At 67.5% G+C, this 15,494-nt stretch carries 16 protein-coding genes; 14 read left to right on the top strand and 2 right to left on the bottom strand.

Features of this window, described 5'->3' with window-relative positions:
• Positions 1-73: 73 nt before the first annotated feature.
• From HV793_RS04605 to HV793_RS04650, 10 genes are all read left to right on the top strand, one after another.
• Complete coding sequence (locus HV793_RS04605) at positions 74-1,288, top strand: ABC transporter substrate-binding protein (RefSeq protein ID WP_054454932.1); 1,215 nt, start codon at positions 74-76, stop codon at positions 1,286-1,288.
• A gap of 67 nt (positions 1,289-1,355) precedes the next feature.
• Positions 1,356-2,258, top strand: coding sequence for a branched-chain amino acid ABC transporter permease (locus HV793_RS04610; protein ID WP_054454934.1), 903 nt, complete (start codon positions 1,356-1,358; stop codon positions 2,256-2,258).
• Positions 2,255-3,253 (top strand): branched-chain amino acid ABC transporter permease, encoded by a 999-nt coding sequence (locus HV793_RS04615; protein WP_054454937.1) that lies wholly within the window; start codon positions 2,255-2,257, stop codon positions 3,251-3,253. The genes HV793_RS04610 and HV793_RS04615 overlap by 4 nt, the downstream gene beginning before the upstream one ends.
• Positions 3,250-4,014, top strand: a complete 765-nt coding sequence (locus tag HV793_RS04620) for an ABC transporter ATP-binding protein (RefSeq protein ID WP_175212753.1) — start codon at positions 3,250-3,252, stop codon at positions 4,012-4,014. Before HV793_RS04615 ends, HV793_RS04620 begins: the two co-directional genes overlap by 4 nt.
• Entirely contained in the window at positions 4,007-4,726 is a 720-nt protein-coding gene (locus tag HV793_RS04625) for an ABC transporter ATP-binding protein (protein ID WP_119452187.1), read from the top strand. The genes HV793_RS04620 and HV793_RS04625 overlap by 8 nt, the downstream gene beginning before the upstream one ends.
• 19 nt (positions 4,727-4,745) lie before the next feature.
• A complete protein-coding gene (locus tag HV793_RS04630; RefSeq protein ID WP_175212754.1) occupies positions 4,746-5,498 on the top strand; it encodes an SDR family NAD(P)-dependent oxidoreductase in 753 nt (250 codons plus the stop codon).
• A 9-nt stretch (positions 5,499-5,507) separates the two neighbouring features.
• Positions 5,508-6,236 (top strand): SDR family NAD(P)-dependent oxidoreductase, encoded by a 729-nt coding sequence (locus tag HV793_RS04635; RefSeq protein WP_175212755.1) that lies wholly within the window; start codon positions 5,508-5,510, stop codon positions 6,234-6,236.
• A gap of 5 nt (positions 6,237-6,241) precedes the next feature.
• Positions 6,242-7,948 carry an FAD-binding protein gene (locus tag HV793_RS04640; RefSeq protein WP_119452185.1) on the top strand — a complete coding sequence of 569 codons (1,707 nt, stop codon included), beginning with the start codon at positions 6,242-6,244 and terminating at the stop codon, positions 7,946-7,948.
• Positions 7,949-7,973: 25 nt separating this feature from the next.
• Positions 7,974-8,573 carry a glutathione S-transferase gene (locus tag HV793_RS04645; protein ID WP_054454949.1) on the top strand — a complete coding sequence of 200 codons (600 nt, stop codon included), beginning with the start codon at positions 7,974-7,976 and terminating at the stop codon, positions 8,571-8,573.
• Positions 8,574-8,773: 200 nt separating this feature from the next.
• Positions 8,774-9,280: a hypothetical protein gene (locus tag HV793_RS04650; RefSeq protein WP_054454952.1), complete on the top strand. Its 507-nt coding sequence runs from the start codon at positions 8,774-8,776 to the stop codon at positions 9,278-9,280.
• 55 nt (positions 9,281-9,335) lie between these two features.
• Here HV793_RS04650 and HV793_RS04655 read toward each other — a convergent pair whose 3' ends face one another.
• Positions 9,336-10,673: a DUF3100 domain-containing protein gene (locus tag HV793_RS04655; protein WP_054454954.1), complete on the bottom strand. Its 1,338-nt coding sequence runs from the start codon at positions 10,671-10,673 to the stop codon at positions 9,336-9,338.
• A 291-nt stretch (positions 10,674-10,964) separates the two neighbouring features.
• Here HV793_RS04655 and HV793_RS04660 point away from each other — a divergent pair, with 291 nt between their 5' ends.
• The 4 genes from HV793_RS04660 to HV793_RS04675 all read left to right on the top strand — a co-directional run bounded on the left by HV793_RS04660 (position 10,965) and on the right by HV793_RS04675 (position 14,688).
• Positions 10,965-11,900, top strand: a complete 936-nt coding sequence (locus tag HV793_RS04660; protein ID WP_119452184.1) for a LysR family transcriptional regulator — start codon at positions 10,965-10,967, stop codon at positions 11,898-11,900.
• A gap of 76 nt (positions 11,901-11,976) precedes the next feature.
• The gene (locus tag HV793_RS04665) at positions 11,977-12,168 is read left to right on the top strand and encodes a DUF2970 domain-containing protein (RefSeq protein WP_013391270.1); all 192 of its coding nucleotides are present in this window, start codon (positions 11,977-11,979) and stop codon (positions 12,166-12,168) included.
• Between the two features lie 239 nt (positions 12,169-12,407).
• Complete coding sequence (locus HV793_RS04670) at positions 12,408-14,150, top strand: nitrite/sulfite reductase (protein WP_125472773.1); 1,743 nt, start codon at positions 12,408-12,410, stop codon at positions 14,148-14,150.
• The gene (locus HV793_RS04675; RefSeq protein ID WP_054454960.1) at positions 14,143-14,688 is read left to right on the top strand and encodes a DUF934 domain-containing protein; all 546 of its coding nucleotides are present in this window, start codon (positions 14,143-14,145) and stop codon (positions 14,686-14,688) included. The genes HV793_RS04670 and HV793_RS04675 overlap by 8 nt, the downstream gene beginning before the upstream one ends.
• Here HV793_RS04675 and HV793_RS04680 read toward each other — a convergent pair.
• Entirely contained in the window at positions 14,685-15,482 is a 798-nt protein-coding gene (locus tag HV793_RS04680; protein WP_175212756.1) for an IclR family transcriptional regulator, read from the bottom strand. The genes HV793_RS04675 and HV793_RS04680 overlap by 4 nt on opposite strands.
• Positions 15,483-15,494 lie beyond the last annotated feature (12 nt).

Here is a 15,494-nt window from a genome sequence, read left to right on the forward strand (position 1 = left end):
CGGCCAGGCCGGCAACGCAGCAAAGCGCCACACCCAAACAAAGGCGCGCAACAAAAAAGAACGGGAGACAAAGATGAAGAAAAGCAGTCGCTACGCAGCCGCCGCCGCGCTATGCGCATGGGCGCTGAGCACGGGCGCGCAGGCGCAGCAGGAACCGGGCATCACCGACAAGACCATCAAGATCGGTCTGTTCGCGCCCTTGTCCGGCAGCGGCATGGCCTACGGCTTTGACGTGCTGAACGCCGCCAAGATGTGGTACGCCAAGGTCAACAAGGAAGGCGGCGTGCACGGCCGCCAGATCGAACTGGTGATCGAGGACGACCGCTGCAACGCCAACGACCTGGTCGCCGCGGTGAAGAAGCTGAACGAACAGGACAAGGTGTTCCTGCTGAACGGCGGTTCCTGCTCGGCCGCGGTGGTGGCCTCGCGCGAATACGTGGAACGCGAAAAGGTGCCGCTGGTCATGCTCAACGCCTCGGGCGACGGCGCGCTGTATCCGCCGTCCAAGTACATCTACGGAGCCTTCTCCATCTCCCAGCACGCCGTGGGCGGCTCGATGGTGCAGTTCGCCGCCGAGCACCTTAAGGCCAAGAAGATCGGCTACATCAACCATGACGACGCCTACGGCGGCTGGAACCTGGAGGCCGCGCAGGCCCAGGTCAAGCAGCTGGGCGACGCATCGCTGCAAGTCCAGTCGGTGAACCCGAACATCACCGACGTGACCGCGCCCATGCTGAAGATCCGCGCCGCCAACGCCGACGTGCTGCTGCTGACGACATACGCCCGCCCCGCCGCGCTCATCATCAAGAAGGCACAGGAACTGGGCTGGAACAAACCTATCGTCCTGGCGGTGAACGGCACGGCCGACCTGAAGCAACTGGTGGAAAACGTGGGCAACAAGGACGCCTTCAAGAACGTCTACATCCAGGAAGTGCTGTCCGACGTGCCGGGCGGCGCCAAGCTGACCTGGGTGTACGACATGTACAAGCAGGCCTACCCCGACCTGGCCGCCAAGCCGGGCCATCCGCAGACCTACATGCCTTACGGCCTGCCGCCCGCGATGGCGGTGGTCAACGCGCTCAAGGCCGCCGGCCCGCAGCCCACCCGCGAAAAAGTGCTGCAGGCGCTGGAAACCATGAAATTCGACTCCGGCGTCATGGCCGGTCCGATCGAGTTCGGCCCGAACGACCGCGCGGCGCAGGAATCCGCCATCTACATCAAGTTCGACGGCACCAACATGTCGCTCGTGCCCGGCGCCTTCAAGAGCGTCTGGCAGTACCAGAAGTAAATCAGCGGCCCGCCTGGGGCCTGGCCCGCGCGCTGGCGCAGCAGCGCGCGGGCTGCCGGAGAACATCATGAGCTTTGCCGATATCTGGCTGTTCCTGCAGCAGGGGGTGCTGTCGGGACTGGTGACGGGCAGCGTGTACGCGCTGCTGGCGGTCGCCGTAGTGATCATTTTCAAGACCACCGACGTGCCCAATTTCGCCCAGGGCGAGATCTTCATGGTCGGCGGCTACATCGCCCTGTTCCTCACCCTGGTAATGGGCTGGCCTTATCTCGTCGTCATTCCCATCACGCTCGCCGCCGTGGCCATCCTGTCCGGCCTGTTCCAGCGCGTCGTGATGGAGCGCGTCATCGCCTCCAAGGGCGTGGGCGTGCAGATGGTGATCGCCACGCTGGGCCTGGCCTATGCGCTCAAGGGCCTGGTGCGCCAGACCGGCCTGGGCGACACGCCGCGCTCGTTGCCGCCGCTGGCATCAACCGACGCCATCATCATCGGCGACGCGGTGCTGACCCAGCTGGACCTTGTGATCTTCGCGGTCGCCGTGACGGTGATGCTGCTGCTTTTCGGCATGTTCACCTATACCCGGGTCGGCCGCGCCATGCGCGCCGTGGGTATGAATCCCAAGGCCGCCCGGCTGGTGGGCGTGAACCTGACCCGCATCCGCATGCTGGTGTGGGCGCTGGCCGGTCTGATATCGGCGGTCGCGGCGCTGCTCATCACGCCCAAGATCCTGATCACTCCCGACATCGGCCACATCGCCATCCTGGCCTACGCCGCGGCCATCGTGGGCGGCATCACCAGCCTGCCTGGCGCGGTGGTCGGCGGCTTCGTGATCGGTGTGGCCGAGAACCTGGTGGGGCTGTTCATTTCGACCAATGCCATCGTGGTTGCGCCTTTCGTGGCCATCATGGTCGTGCTGCTGCTGCGTCCGCAAGGGCTCTTGGGCGGCAAACTGCAGGTGAAGAAAGTATGAGCAAGAAAATAGACCATGCGCTGCTGGCGCTGATGGCCATCGTGCTGGCGATCCTGCCCTTCGCGGCCAGCGGCTATGTCATCTACGTGGTGAACCTGCTGATGGTGTTCGTGGTGTTGGCGCTGGGCCTGCATCTGGTCATCGGCGAAACCGGACAGTTCGCGCTATCGCACGCCGCCTTCTACGGCGTGGGCATCTATACCGCGGGCCTCATCAACAATCTGTGGCATCCGCCCTTCTTCATTTCGATCATCGCGGGCGGGCTGCTGGCCGCCGTGCTCGGCTATGTGATCGGCGCGCTGGCGCTGCGCATGCGCGACATCTACCTGGCGCTGTCCACCTTCGCCTTCGGCGAAGCGATGCAGTGGGTGTTCCTGAACTGGCAATCGGTCACCAACGGCTCGAACGGCTTCCGGATCTCGCCGGCCACGCTGTTCGGCTACGAACTGGTGTCGGACGCCAAGGCCTATCCCTTCGTGGTGCTGATCGCCGCGCTGTTGCTGTGGGCCACCATTGCGCTGTCGCGCTCGCAACTGGGCTCGGCCTTTCGCGCCGTGCGCGAGAGCGACGTGGCGGCCCAGGCCATGGGCGTGAACGTCAACGCCATCAAGCGCACGGCCTTCACGTTGTCCGCGGCCTATGCCGGCATCGCCGGCGGCATGTACACGACCTTCGCCTCGTTCATCCACCCGGAGAGCCTGGGCTTTCAGACCACCATCCTGATCCTGACGATGGTGGTGGTTGGCGGCATCGGGTCGGTGCGCGGCGCCATCGCGGGCGCGTTGGCCTTCGGCCTGATCTCCGAGCTGCTGCGCCAGGCACTGTCGTTCCAGGAAATCATCTACGGCGTCATTCTGATGGGCTTCATGATGTTCGCGCCCAAGGGCTTGTTCGCCGGCCGAGGTGCGCGCGGACGGGCACCGGCGCCGGCTGCGCCCTTGCCTTCCGCCACGCGCCCGGCCGCGGCCAAACCGACCCAAAGGAGCGCCGCATGAGCAGCCATCCCTATCTGGACGTGCAAGGCCTGACCGTCAAGTTCGGCGGCCTCACCGCCATCAACGGCCTGTCCATGCAGGTCGAGCGCGGCCGCATCCACGCGCTGATCGGCCCCAACGGCGCGGGCAAGTCCACCACCTTCAATTGCATCTCGCGCTATTACCGTCCCAGCAGCGGCAGCATCCGGTTCGACGGCGCGGACATCACCCGCAAGAAGCCGCATGAAATGGCGGCGGTGGGCGTGGCCCGCACCTTCCAGAACCTGGAGCTGTTCGGCGCGCTGAGCGTGCGCGAAAACGCCCTGCTGGGCACCTATGCGCATGGCGCCGACAGCGCAGGCAAGCTGCTGCGCCCCGCTGCCGCGCAGACGCGCGAGCGCGTCGAGCACCTGCTGGAGCGCGTCGGACTGGCCGACTTCCTGGACACGCCGGCGTGCAGCCTGGACTTCGGCCGCCAGAAGATGCTGGAGCTGGCGCGCGCCCTGGCCATATCGCCCAAGCTGCTGTTGCTGGACGAACCGGCGGCCGGCCTGCGCAACCGCGAAATCGAAACGCTGGACCGCCTGCTGACCGAACTGTGCGAACGCGACGGCATCACGGTGCTGCTGGTGGAGCACGTCATGCAGCTGGTGATGTCGATCTCGCATCGCATCACCGTCATGTCCTTTGGCGAGAAGATCGCCGAAGGCACGCCCGCCGAGGTGCGCAGCAACCCGCGGGTCATTGAAGCCTATCTGGGCAAGGGAGCGGCCGGTGGCTGATTATTTGCTTGAAGTCGATGCGGTATCGGCCGCCTACGGCAATATCCGCGCGCTGCAGGACGTATCGCTGAAAGTGCCGCAGGGCGCCATCGTGGCGCTGCTGGGCGCCAACGGCGCCGGCAAGTCCACCACGCTGAACGTGATCTCGCGCCTGGTTGCGCCCACCGCGGGTAGCGTGCGCTTTGCGGGCGAACCCATACACCGCCTGGCGGCGGACGCCATCGTCGGACGGGGCATCGTGCAGGTGCCGGAAGGCCGCGAGATCTTCCGCGAAATGAGCGTGCGCGAGAACCTGGAGATGGGCGCCTACCTGCGCACCGACCGGGCCGCGGTGCGGCAGGACCTGGACATGGTGTGCGACACCTTCCCGCGCCTGCGCGAACGCTACGAACAGAAAGCCGCGACGCTGTCCGGCGGCGAACAGCAGATGCTGGCCACGGGCCGAGCCATGATGGCGCGCCCGCGCATGATCCTGCTGGACGAACCCTCGATGGGTCTGTCGCCGCTGGTGGTCGAACAGATCTTCGACATCGTGCTGCGGCTGAACCGCGAGCAAGGCATCACCATCCTGCTGGTGGAGCAGAACGTGAAGCTGGCGCTGTCGGTGTCCAGCTATGCGTACATCCTCGAAAACGGCGAGATCGCGCTGGAAGGCGAGTCCGCCGCGCTCGCCAGCGACGAAGGCGTGCAGCGCGCCTATCTGGGCGCCTGACGCGCCGAAAGGACCGACCATGATATCGATGCAAGACAAGCGGGTGCTCGTGACGGGCGCGGGCCGCGGCCTGGGCGCGGCCATCGCACAAGGCTTCGCCAGGCAAGGCGCGGCAGTCATCGTCGCAGATGTGGATGCGGCGCTGGCCGCAGCCACGGTGCAAGCCATCCGCGCCGCGGGCGGCAAGGCCGCTGACGCGGTGCTGGACGTGACGGATGCCGCCGCCGTGCGCGACTTTGCGCAACGGTCCGCCACCGAACACGGCAATCTGGACATCCTGATCAACAACGCTGGGATTTCGGCGCGCGCCCCGTTCGACGATCCCCAGACGCCCGAGATCTGGGACCGCCTGATGAGCGTGAACCTGCAAGGCACGTTCAACGTCACCCACGCCTTCGTCGAACAGCTGAAAGCCACGCGCGGCGCCATCGTCAATCTGTGCTCCATCGTGGCCTACGGCTGCAGCATCTCGACCGCCGGCTATGTGGTGTCCAAGGGCGGCGTGCGCTCGTTCACCGAGGTACTGGCGCGCGACCTGGCGCCGCATGGCGTGCGCGTGAACGCCGTGGCTCCCGGCCTGATGGAAACCGAGATGACGGCGGGCCAGCGCGCGCAGGCGCAGGGCACGGACTGGTACATGCAGCGCGCGCCCATGGCCCGCGCGGGGCGGGCCGACGAGATCGTGGGTCCGGTCCTTTTCCTGGCCTCGGACATGGCCAGCTACGTGAACGGCGTGGTGCTGCCCGTGGACGGCGGCTACCTGGCCGTGTGAGGAAACATCATGAATCTGGGCACGGCATTGGTTACGGGCGGCGCTAGCGGCATGGGTCTTGCCATCGTGGAGCGGCTGGCGCGCGATGGCTTTCGCGTCGTGATGGCCGACCGCAACGCGGAACTGGCCGAAAAAGAGGCCGAGGCGCTGCGGGCGCAAGGGCTGGACGTGGAACACCGCGTGGTGGACCTGACGGACGAAGCCGCCACGCGCGCGCTGGCGCGTTCGCTTGCGCCGCTGGCCGCGCTGGTCAACAACGCGGGACTCTTCGACGAGCGCAAGTTCTTTGAGGTGGACAGCGCCGACTACCGCCGCGCCTTTGACGTCAACCTGCTGGCGGTCGCGACCTTGACGCAGGAGGCCGCGCGCGACATGGCGCCGGGCGCCAAGATCGTCAACATCGCCTCGCGCGCCTACCTGGGCGCAAAGAACCACCCGCACTACGTGGCCTCGAAAGCGGCCTTGGTCGGCTACACGCGCGCTTCGGCCATGGAACTGGCCCCGCGCGGCATCCTGGTCAACGCCATCGCCCCCGGCCTCATCGACACCCCGCTCTTGCGCAACCTCACGCCCGAACGCCTTGCGGCGCAACTGGCCCTGCAGCCCACCGGCCGCGCGGGCCAGCCGCAAGACATCGCCTATGCCGTGTCCTTCCTGGCCGCGCCGCACATGGACTTCATCACCGGCCAGGTCATCTTCGTGGACGGCGGAAAATCGCTGGGCGGCTCGGGAGCATAGGCAGCATGGAAGGCATTACTTGGGACAAGGAAGTCGACGCGCTGGTCGTCGGCTCGGGCGCGGGCGGCATGGCCGCGGCGCTGACGGCGCGCGAGGAAGGACTGGACGTGCTGCTGGTGGAAAAGACCGGCCGCATCGGCGGTTCCACCGCGATCTCAGGCGGCGCGCTGTGGATACCGCTGAACGCGCAGACAGAAGCCGCCGGCCATCCGGACAGTTTTGAAAAGGTCTGGACCTATCTGGAACAGACCGTGGGCGCGGCGGCCCCCGACGACATGAAGCGCGCCTATCTCGAAGCCGGCCCGCGCATGATGGATTACCTGGTGTCGCGCGGCATCCTGGATCTGGCGGCGCGCACGGCCTCGCCCGATTACTACCCCGACCTGCCCGGCGCCGCGATGGGCGGCCGTTCGCTCGACCCGCTGGAGTTCGACGGCCGCAAGCTCGGCGGCGATTTCCGTTTCCTGCGGGATCCCCTGAAGGAATTCACGGTGCTGGGCGGCATGATGGTCAACATCACCGACGTGCGCCATCTGCTGCGCGCCACGCGTTCGTTCGCGGCCTGGCGCCACAGCATGAAGCTGGTGCTGCGCTATGCCGCCGACCGCGCGCGCGGCTATCGCCGCGGCACCCGGCTGCTGCTGGGCAATGCGCTGGCCGCGCAGCTGTTCCACGGCATGCTGGCTCGCAAGATCGAATACTGGCTGGACACGCCGGCGCTGGCGCTGCACCGCGATGCAGCGGGCCGCGTGCTGGGCGCCGCGGTCCGGCGCAATGGCAAGTCGTTGAACATCCGCGCGCGCCGCGGCGTGGTGATGGCCACGGGCGGCTTTCCCTGGGATCCGGCGCGCCGCGCGCAGAGCTATCCTCAGCCCACGGGTCTGTGGTCCATGTCGCCGCGAGACAACGCCGGCGACGGCATCCGCCTGTCGGAAGCCGCCGGCGCCGCGCTCGGCTCGGGCCACGCCAGCCCCGCGTTCTGGGCGCCGGTCTCGCTGCTGGAATCCGCGGACGGCAAGCCCCTGCATTACCCGCACCTGGTGTGGGACCGGGCCAAGCCGGGCCTCATCGCGGTCAATGGCGCGGGCCGGCGTTTCGTGAACGAATCCGCCTCGTACCATGAGTTCGTGCAGGCCATGTACCGCAGCCATGGCACGACGCCCAGCATTCCCGCTTTCCTGATCTGCGACCAGCGCTTCATCGACACCTGGGGCCTGGGCCTGGCGCTGCCAGGGGGCCGGCCGCGCCAGCATCTGATCGACGCCGGCTACCTGCTGCAAGCCGGCACGCTGGCGGCCCTGGCTGCCCGGCTGGGCGTGCCCGCCGATGCGCTGCAGGCCACGGTGGAACGCTACAACACCCACGCCGCCCAGGGCCAGGACCCGGACTTCGGCAAGGGATCGACCGCCTACAACCGCTACCTGGGCGATCCGGAACACGCTCCCAATCCCTGCCTCGCGCCGCTGGCGGCGGGCCCCTACTACGCCGTCAAGGTCTATCCCGGCGACATCGGCACCGCTTGCGGCATCGCCGCCAATCCGCATGCCCAGGCCCTGGACGCCACGGGCGCGCCCATTGCTGGCCTCTACGTGGCCGGCAACGACATGCAGTCGGTGATGGGCGGCGCCTATCCCGGCCCCGGCATCACGCTTGGTCCCGCCCTGACCTTCGGCTGGATCGCTGGACAACATCTGGCCCATGCACAACACTGACGCCTCTCCACCGACAAGGATCCCCATGAAAATCTTCTACTCGCCCGCCTCGCCCTTCGTGCGCAAATGCATGGTCATCGCCCATGAGCTCGGCCTGGCCGACCGCATCGAGAAGCTGCCGAGCGCAGCCGGCCCCGTGGCCCGCGACCAGACCATCATCCCCACCAATCCGCTGGGCCAGGTGCCCACCTTCATCACGGATGACGGCCAGGCGCTGTACGACAGCCGCGTGGTCTGCGAATACCTGAACGACCTGGGCGGCGGTTCGCTGTTCCCGTCGGGCAAGACCCGCTGGCAGGTGCTGACGGAACAGTCCATGGCCGACGGCATGCTGGGCGCGGCACTGCTGGCCCGCTACGAAACCGTGCTGCGTCCGGAAGCGCTGCGCTGGGACGGCTGGGTCGAGGGCCAGCTGGGCAAGGTCCGCGACGGCCTCGCGCTGGTGGAAAAGAACGCCGCCGCGCTGGCAGGCCGCCTGGACATCGGCACCATCACCATCGGCTGCGCGCTGGGCTATCTGGACTTCCGCTTCCCCGACCTGGACTGGCGCGCCGAACATCCGGCCACCGCCGCCTGGTACGAGACCTTCAGCCAGCGTCCGTCCATGCAGGCCACCAAGCCCTGATCCGGTTTGGGCAGGCGCAGGGCCGGGAGAACCCGCCGGGCTCCCTGGCCATCACCTGCCCTGGTACGGCGCGGCCCCGAGCCGCGTCGCTAGGCCCCTGACGCGTGCAGGGGCCTTTTTTTCGCCCGGATCGCCCCCAGCTGTTACAGTGAAGTCGGCAGGCGGGCCGATCCGCCGGCCATCACCAGAAGGGGCCCAGCATGAACGTCGCTGCGATCTCCGCCATCCACCGGGCTGATGCGCCCTATCCCGCGCGCTCGGCCGCGCTGGACGCCACCCGCGCATTTCCCGAAACCCAACGCGTGGCCCACGTCCACGCGGCCCGGGCAACGGCTGCCGCCCACGCGCTGCGCGTCGAACGCGACCGCGACAGTCTGCCATTGGCGCTGGCCGTCTTTGACGCCTCGAATGCGGACGCGCTACGCGACCTGCACGCGGCATCGCGCATGCGCCGCGCCGTTGAGGATTTTGCCGCGCAGCCCGACCCCGCGGCCCAGCGCGCCGGCTCCGCCAACGACCTGGGCACCATCGAAGGCCTGATGCCGCTGCAGGCCTACCGCGTCGCGATGGGCAATCCGCAAGTGCAGGAACTGCAGACCGCAGTCGCCATGAAGGCGGCGGGCCTGGGCGTTCCCAAGGTCGCCAACATCGGCGCGACCGAGAATGTCACTGACAACGCGCGCTACCGGCCGGGTTTCGCGCCCTGACCAAAAAAAACCGCCTGACGCATCAGGCGGTTCTTGATTCGGGAACGAACGGCGATCAGTGGAAGAATTCCGCGATCATGGTCGCGCCCAGGAAGGTGCCGGCGTTGGCGGCCAGGGACACCACCACAATCTTCCAGCCCAGCTTGCGGAACGCCGGCAGGTCCTTGAGGATCGACAGGCCGGCCATGGCCAGGATCACGGTCGTGAACGGCAGGAAGTTCACCTTGCCTACCATGGCGATGATCTGGTCCGAGTACGGCAGCACGCCGGGGCAGCCCGCGGTCATGGCGATCAGCGACAGCACGAACACGGCGGGCAACTTGGGCACCACGCGCAGCACCAGGTCGGTGATGACGACCAGCAGGATGATGATGCCCATGCCCGGCAAGGCGTCGGCAAACGGCACGTTGTAGCCCAGGCGGTTGCCCACCAGCGCGAACAGGCCGCAGATGACATAGGCGGTCAGGCGGTCGCCGAAGCCCATCTTGACGCCGTGCGCGGGCGCGTCCTGCGTGACCTCGTCATCAGCGGCGACGGTCTCGGCCTTGCCGCGCGAGAAGCGGCCCAGCACCGGTTCCAGCTTGCCGTACAGGAAGATGGTGGTCGGCAGCGAAATGAACAGCGTGAAGTACACGCCCACCACCGTGGTCAGCAGATTGGCGGCGGCGGCCAGCGCGGCCACCTGGTGCGCGACTTCGGGCGTCTGCTGGGATGCGATCGCGCCCACGCCGGCGGCCATCATGCTGCCCGAGCCCACCCCGGCGCCCATGGCGAGCGAGCGCGGATCGAAGATGTTCAGGCTGGTGATGAAGCCGGCCATCAACGCCACGAACAGCGCGCCGATCACGGTGCCGGTGATGTACTCGGCCATCACGCCGCGGCCTTCGGGCGAGTTCATGCCGTAGCGTTCGCCGATGATGGCCAGGCTGGGCTCGCGGCCCACCGAGAAAGTGGCGCCGATGGCCTCGCGCTTGATGCCCAGCAGCAGCGCCAGCGGCAGGCCGACGGCCATGGTGCCGAAGAAGTGGCCGAATTCCTGGAACACCAGGGCCCAGCCGGCTTCGCGCACCTGCGGCAAGGCGCCGCCCACCATCAGGCCCAGCTTGGCCAGGAAGGGCAGCAGCGCGTATTGCAGATAGCCGCTGATGCGGGTCTGCATGGCGGTGTCGATGTTCAGGCCCGCCGGCAGGCGCTGGCCCAAGGCGGCCACGATGGCGCCGATGAAGATGGCCCACAGCATCGGCTGCAGGATGATCTTGCCCGGGCCTACGTTGAAGGTGGCGCTGCCGATCGCCTCCGAAACGACAACCACCAGCAAGATGGCGGCGAGCATGCGGATGCGCCCGGATAGCGGCATGGAAGGCGCGGCCAGGCTGGCGCTGGCGTGTGACATCGGATTCCCCTGAGTACGTGAATAGTCGTCGTGGCTGCCCGCCGCGATCCCGGCCGGCCGGCGCCCGCAATGGGCGTCGCAGCGCGGCGGCGGCGACGGCGCGCGCAGCAGGGCCGATTTTCGCCGGGGGCCCGGCGCGCAACCATGACAGGGCTGGCGCATAAACGTTGCGTAAAATGCAACGGACAGGCTTTTCCAGGGAAAATTTTGCATGATCTCGATTCATGCAAGGGTAAACCCTAGATTGTATCTGTGGATCTGCCGCCGCACTCCCCGCCACGGAGCCCCGCCATGGACGAAAAACTCGACGCCCGCCGCACCCACTATTTCATGCAGGTCATGAGCCGCGGCTCGGTGCGCGGCGCCGCCGAAGTGCTGGACATGGACCCGTCCGCCGTCAGCCGCGCCATAGCCGCCCTGGAACGCGACTGCGGCATCGCCCTGTTCGAACGCCGCGGACGGGGCGTAGTGCCGACCGACGCGGGCCACATCCTGGCGCGCTACATCAAGCGCCAGCAGGACATCCAGGAGAGCTTCTTCTCCGAGATCGACAGCTTGCGCAAGGCCGAACGGGGACACATAGACCTGGTGCTGGGCGAGGGCTTCGTGGAGCTGATGTTCGAGCGCGTGCTGCCGGGCTACTGGCGCAGCCACCCGGAGGTCACGCTGGACATCGACGTCGCGCGCACGTCCGAGATCGTGCAGCGCATCGTCGATGACCGCGCCTATATCGGACTGGTGTTCCAGCCGCCCAACGACGCCCGCCTGCGCACCCATTATTCGCGGCCCGAACCCATCCGCGCCATCGTGCGCGAGGACCACCCGCTGACCCTGCTGAGCCGTCCCCTGCTGCTGACCGACCTGGCCGAGTATCCCGGCGCGTCCATGCAGGAGGGGTTCGGCGTGCGCCAGCACATCCAGGCCGCCGAAATCAGCGAACAGGTCAGGCTGCGCAACGTGCTCACCACTTCGTCCTTCAAGGCGCTGTGGCAATTCGCCGCCGCCGGCATCGGCTATGCGCTGACGCCGCCCATCGCGGTCACGGCCGACCTGCGCGCCCAGCGCCTGGCCAGCCTGCCGCTGGCCAATCCCATCCTCAATCAAGGCAGCCTGCACGTACTGAGCCGTGCCGGCCGCCATGTGTCCCCCGCCGCGCGCGAACTGCTGGACCACATCGTGCGCGGCATCGGCGCCCCGGCCGGTTCGGCGTCTGATACGGTCAGGTAAGGCGGATCTGCATCTGTTTCCCCGACGTCCGGCAGCCTACATTGGCGCTATCCGCCACGACGCCAGGAGAGACAACATGCTGAGTTTCTTGCGCACGGTCAAATCCGTGCTGTGGGGATTCTTCGGCGTGCGCCGCGGACGGGGCTACGATGCCGACATCGCCAACAACAAGCCGGCGCCATTGATATTGACCGGGCTGCTGATGGCGGCTTGTCTGGTGGTCATTCTGGTGCTGGTCGCGCGCTGGGCGGTGAACGCCGCGTTGTAAATCCACCGTCCCGCAAGAATGGCCGTCCCGCCGCCGGGCCGCCCCAAGGCGGGACAGCCCCCTCGGGGGGCAGCAAGCGCGCGCAAGCGCGTGCAGCGTGGGGGCCCCATTATCTTATTACCAGAATGACTTAGACGGTCGCTACAGCTGCCTGTTACGGTTATGAACCCCTTTCTCCTGCCGCATTGCGCCGGGCGACCGCCGGGATCCAGACCGAGAAGACTTCAAGGGCAGTAGACATGTACGTGTATGACCCCGTCGACCAGCAGCTAGTCGAGCAACGCGTGGCGCAATTCTCCGACCAGACGCGCCGCTTCCTCGATGGCCAACTAACGGAAGATGAATTCCGCGTTTTGCGCCTGCAGAACGGCCTGTACATCCAGCGCCACGCGCCCATGCTGCGCGTCGCCATTCCCTACGGCATCCTGGCGTCGCGCCAATTGCGCACGCTGGCACACATCGCCCGCAAATGGGACCGCGGCTACGGCCATTTCAGCACCCGCCAGAACATCCAGTTCAACTGGCCCAAGCTGGAAGACGTGCCGGCCATCCTGGCCGAACTTGCCACGGTGCAGATGCATGCCATCCAGACCAGCGGCAACTGCATCCGCAACACCACCACCGACCACTTCGCCGGCGTCGCGCCGGACGAGCTGGTGGATCCGCTGGTTTGGTGCGAGATCATCCGCCAGTGGTCCACGCTGCACCCGGAGTTCGCCTTCCTGCCGCGCAAGTTCAAGATCGCGGTCAGCGGCGCCGTGCAGGACCGCGCGGCCGTGGGCGTGCACGACATCGGCCTGCAAGCCGTCGAACGCGACGGCAAGCTGGGCTTTCGCGTCTGGGTGGGCGGCGGGCTGGGCCGCACGCCCATCGTCGGCAAGCTGATCAATCCCTTCGTCGAATGGCAGGACCTGCTGACCTATCTGCAGGCCGCGCTGCGGGTCTACAACCTGCACGGCCGCCGCGACAACAAGTACAAGGCGCGCATCAAGATCCTGGTCAAGGACCTGACGCCGGAAGTCTATGCGCAGCAGGTGGATGAACAGTGGCAGCTCATCAAGGGCGGCCCGGACACCATCACCCAGGAATTCGTCGACAGCATCAAGGCCCGTTTCGTCTGGCCGCAATACGATGCCGCTGCCGCGCAGGATGTGGACAACACCGCCGCGCTGGCCGCCGCCGATCCGCGCTTTGCGCGCTGGCTGCGCACCAACGTGCATCCGCACAAGGTGGCCGGCTATGCCGCCGTCACCGTGTCGCTCAAGCCCACCGGCGTGCCCCCGGGCGACATCACCGCCGACCAGATGGACGCGGTGGCCAACCTGGCCGACGACTACGGCTTCGGCGAACTGCGCGTCTCGCACGAGCAGAACCTGATCCTGGCCGACGTGCGCCGCGCGCGCCTGCACGAGCTCTGGACCACGTTGCAGGCGCTGAACCTGGCCACGCCCAACATCGGCCTGCTGACCAACATCATCGCCTGTCCGGGCGGGGATTTCTGCGCGCTGGCCAATGCCGTCTCCATCCCCGTGGCCGAAGCCATCCAGCGCCAGTTCGACAACCTCGACTACCTGTTCGAGATCGGCGAGCTGGACCTGAACATCTCGGGCTGCATCAACTCCTGCGGCCACCATCACGTGGGCCACATCGGCATCCTCGGGGTCGATAAGGCCGGCGAAGAGTGGTATCAGGTCACCATCGGCGGACGCCAGAACGGCGCCGCCAAGCCGTTGCCCGATATCGAATCCACGCGCGGCGGCGGCGCCGCCATCGGCCGCATCATCGGCCCGTCGTTCGCACGCGAGCAGGTCGCTGGCGTGGTGGACCGCCTGATCCGCACTTACCTGGGCCTGCGCGACAGCGAAGAGGAACGCTTCATCGACGTGGTGGACCGGGTCGGCATCGACCCCTTCAAGCAGGACGTCTACTCCGATCCCGCCTTCGCCAAACCCGCGCAGCAAGCCGAGGCCGCCCATGTCTGAAATCTATCCGCACGACGCCCCCGGCCCGCACCTGATCCGCAACGGCCGCCTGGAAGCCGACGCCTCGCGCGTCTTCACGCCTGAACCCGAGGTCCCCGCCGAAGGCCAGGTGCCTGGCGACGCGCCGGGCTGGATCGTGCCGCTTTCCGTCTGGAAGACCTCGCGCGCCACCTTGCGCCGCCACCAGCATCCGGTCGCGGTGCTGCTTGACCCGGACGCCGATCTGCGCGACCTGGCCGAAGCCGACGGCACCCTGGACCCCGCCGGCATCGCCTTCATCGCCGTCGACTTCCCGGTCTACACCGATGGCCGAGGCTATTCGCTGGCGCAGCTGCTGCGCACGCGCTACCAGTGGCAAGGCGAACTGCGCGCGGTCGGCGACGTGATGATCGACACCATCCACTACCAGGCGCGTGTCGGCTTCGACAGCTTCCTGGTCAAGCCGGGTCACGATCCGCACAAGGCGCTGGACGCGTTCAAGACCTTCACGGTGCACTACCAGAAGACCTACCGGGTGCCGACGCCGGCAGCCGCCTAAGCCGCGGGAAACCCCGGCAGCGCCCAGCGCTGCATCCTGACCTCATCCTGCGCCAACTGGGCGCGGATCAGGTCGGCGATATTGCGCTGGCGCGCCGCCTGCATGCGGCTGATCAGGCTGGACACGCTGACGGCCAGGCGCGGATAGCCGCCCGCGTCGCACAAGGCCACACCCACCCCCAGCACGCCCGGCACCGCGGCATTGCCCACCACCGACCAGCCGCGCCCGCGCGTGTTCTCCACCAGGCGCCGCATCTGCGCCACCGTCATGCCGCCATAGGCGCGCAGCGCCTGCTCGTTCTGCGCAATTACCTCTTCCGACTCGTCCGGCGGCAGCGCGGCCAATAGCGCCAACCCGGCCGCCCCCACGCCCAGCGGCTGGCGGTGCCCCACCGTGACCGCCAGCACCTGCACGGGATAGTTGCCCACTTCACGGTGCAGGCAGAGCGAATCGTTGCCGGCGCGGCAGATGAGAAAGGCGGAATCGCCGCTGACGTCGCTGATCTGCCGCAGCACCGGCCGCAGGCCGCGCACCGCCTGCGCATGCGGATCGCCCGCCATCATCACGCCCAGCTCGGCCACGCGCCAGCGCGGCGCGTCTGACTCGCGCAAGGCGTAGCCCTCCTGCACCAGCACGTCGAGATAGCGATAGGCCGTGGTCCGCTGCATGCCCGCCGCGCGCGCGATGTCGACCACGTGCATGCCCGCCGCACCCGCCTGCCGCAGCACGCCCAACACGCGCAGACCGCGGCGCAATACGCGCGGCCCCGAGCCTTCGGATTCTGGTTTGTTCATTTTTTGGACAGC

Source organism: Achromobacter aegrifaciens (assembly GCF_902859965.1).
Lineage (GTDB): Bacteria > Pseudomonadota > Gammaproteobacteria > Burkholderiales > Burkholderiaceae_B > Achromobacter > Achromobacter aegrifaciens.

Coding starts and splice junctions, on each gene's coding strand:
- HV793_RS04605 (WP_054454932.1), top strand. CDS start 74: ATGAAGAAAAGCAGTCGCTACGCAGCCGCCGCCGCGCTATGCGCATGG.
- HV793_RS04610 (WP_054454934.1), top strand. CDS start 1,356: ATGAGCTTTGCCGATATCTGGCTGTTCCTGCAGCAGGGGGTGCTGTCG.
- HV793_RS04615 (WP_054454937.1), top strand. CDS start 2,255: ATGAGCAAGAAAATAGACCATGCGCTGCTGGCGCTGATGGCCATCGTG.
- HV793_RS04620 (WP_175212753.1), top strand. CDS start 3,250: ATGAGCAGCCATCCCTATCTGGACGTGCAAGGCCTGACCGTCAAGTTC.
- HV793_RS04630 (WP_175212754.1), top strand. CDS start 4,746: ATGATATCGATGCAAGACAAGCGGGTGCTCGTGACGGGCGCGGGCCGC.
- HV793_RS04635 (WP_175212755.1), top strand. CDS start 5,508: ATGAATCTGGGCACGGCATTGGTTACGGGCGGCGCTAGCGGCATGGGT.
- HV793_RS04640 (WP_119452185.1), top strand. CDS start 6,242: ATGGAAGGCATTACTTGGGACAAGGAAGTCGACGCGCTGGTCGTCGGC.
- HV793_RS04645 (WP_054454949.1), top strand. CDS start 7,974: ATGAAAATCTTCTACTCGCCCGCCTCGCCCTTCGTGCGCAAATGCATG.
- HV793_RS04650 (WP_054454952.1), top strand. CDS start 8,774: ATGAACGTCGCTGCGATCTCCGCCATCCACCGGGCTGATGCGCCCTAT.
- HV793_RS04655 (WP_054454954.1), bottom strand. CDS start 10,673: ATGTCACACGCCAGCGCCAGCCTGGCCGCGCCTTCCATGCCGCTATCC.
- HV793_RS04660 (WP_119452184.1), top strand. CDS start 10,965: ATGGACGAAAAACTCGACGCCCGCCGCACCCACTATTTCATGCAGGTC.
- HV793_RS04665 (WP_013391270.1), top strand. CDS start 11,977: ATGCTGAGTTTCTTGCGCACGGTCAAATCCGTGCTGTGGGGATTCTTC.
- HV793_RS04670 (WP_125472773.1), top strand. CDS start 12,408: ATGTACGTGTATGACCCCGTCGACCAGCAGCTAGTCGAGCAACGCGTG.
- HV793_RS04675 (WP_054454960.1), top strand. CDS start 14,143: ATGTCTGAAATCTATCCGCACGACGCCCCCGGCCCGCACCTGATCCGC.
- HV793_RS04680 (WP_175212756.1), bottom strand. CDS start 15,482: ATGAACAAACCAGAATCCGAAGGCTCGGGGCCGCGCGTATTGCGCCGC.